Origin of the sequence: Streptomyces rubellomurinus (assembly GCF_000961885.1) — a bacterium.
In the GTDB taxonomy this organism is placed as follows: Bacteria; Actinomycetota; Actinomycetes; order Streptomycetales; family Streptomycetaceae; genus Kitasatospora; species Kitasatospora rubellomurina.
This window is the reverse complement of sequence record NZ_JZKH01000234.1, coordinates 1-1,554: the sequence shown is the minus strand read 5'-3', so window position 1 is coordinate 1,554 and position 1,554 is coordinate 1. Positions and strand designations below refer to the sequence as shown.

Below are 1,554 nucleotides of genomic sequence, written 5' to 3'. Positions count from 1 at the left end.
CGACGAACAGAAACTCCGTACCTACCTCAAGCGCGTCACCAATGAGCTGCGCACGGCCAATCGCCGGGTGCGCGACCTGGAGGACCGGGCTGTCGAGCCGATCGCGATCGTCGGCATGAGCTGCCGGTTCGCGGGCGGGGTGAGCTCGCCCGAGGAGCTGTGGCGGCTGGTGGCCGAGGGGCGGGACGGCATGGGTCCGTTCCCGACCGACCGCGGCTGGGACCTGGAGAAGCTGTACGACGAGGACCCGGAGCGTCCGGGCAGCGCGTACGCCGTCGAGGGCGGTTTCGTCGACTCGGCGACGACGTTCGACGCGGACTTCTTCGGGATCTCGCCGCGTGAGGCGCTGGCGATGGACCCGACCCAGCGCCTCACGCTGGAGTCGGCGTGGGAGGCGCTGGAGGACGCGGGCATCGACCCGACCTCGCTCAAGGGCAGCGACACCGGCATCTACGCGGGCACCGTGTCCTCGGACTACGGGCCGTCCACGCTGCCGGAGTTGGAGGGCTTCCGGGTCACCGGCACGCAGAGCAGCGTGATGTCGGGTCGTGTCGCCTACGCACTGGGTCTGGAGGGCCCGGCGGTGTCGGTGGACACCGCCTGCTCGTCCTCGCTGGTGGCGATGCACCTGGCGGCGAACGCGCTGCGCTCGGGCGAGTGCTCGCTGGCGCTCGCCGGTGGTGTGACGGTGCTGGCCGGGCCGTTCCTGTTCGTCGAGTTCAGCCGCCAGCGCGGGCTGGCGCCGGACGGGCGCTGCAAGGCGTACTCCTCCGACGCGGACGGCACCGGCTTCTCGGACGGCGTCGGTCTGGTGGTGCTGGAGCGGCTGTCGGACGCCAAGCGCAACGGGCGTCGCATTCTCGGGTTGATCCGGGGCAGTGCGGTCAACCAGGACGGTGCGAGCAACGGGCTCACGGCGCCGAGCGGTCCCTCGCAGGAGCGGGTGATCCGGCAGGCGCTGGCCAGTGCCGGGCTGTCGGCGGCGGAGGTCGACGCGGTCGAGGGCCACGGGACGGGGACCAAGCTGGGTGACCCGATCGAGGCGCACGCGCTGCTGGCGACGTACGGGCGCGAGCGGGTCGGCGACGAGCCGTTGTGGCTGGGTTCGATCAAGTCGAACATCGGTCACACGTCGGCGGCGGCCGGTGTCGCGGGCGTGATCAAGATGGTGATGGCGATGCGCAACGGTGTGTTGCCGCGCACCCTGCACGTGGACGAGCCGTCGCCGCACGTGGACTGGGAGTCGGGTCGGGTCGAGCTGCTGACCGAGGCCAGGGACTGGCCGGCGGGCGAGCGGCCGCGCCGGGCGGGCGTGTCCTCCTTCGGTGTCAGCGGGACGAACGCGCACCTGATCGTCGAGGAGGCGCCGGCGGAGGAGCCGGCCGAGACCCCCGAGGCCGAGGTCGTCCGGCCCGCCGGCGCGGTGCCGGTGGTGCTGTCGGCGCGCACGGACGCGGCGCTGCGGGCGCAGGCCGAGCGGCTGCGGTCGCACCTGCTGGCGAAGCCCGAACTCTCGGTCGCGGACGTGGCGTTCTCGGCGACGACCAGCCGGGC

Annotated in this window: 1 protein-coding gene; it reads left to right on the top strand. The window is 72.8% G+C overall.

The genetic code is table 11. The annotated features are described in order from the left end of the window. The coding region (locus tag VM95_RS37490) for a type I polyketide synthase (protein ID WP_045705875.1) at positions 1-1,554 on the top strand (1,554 nt) is incomplete at both ends.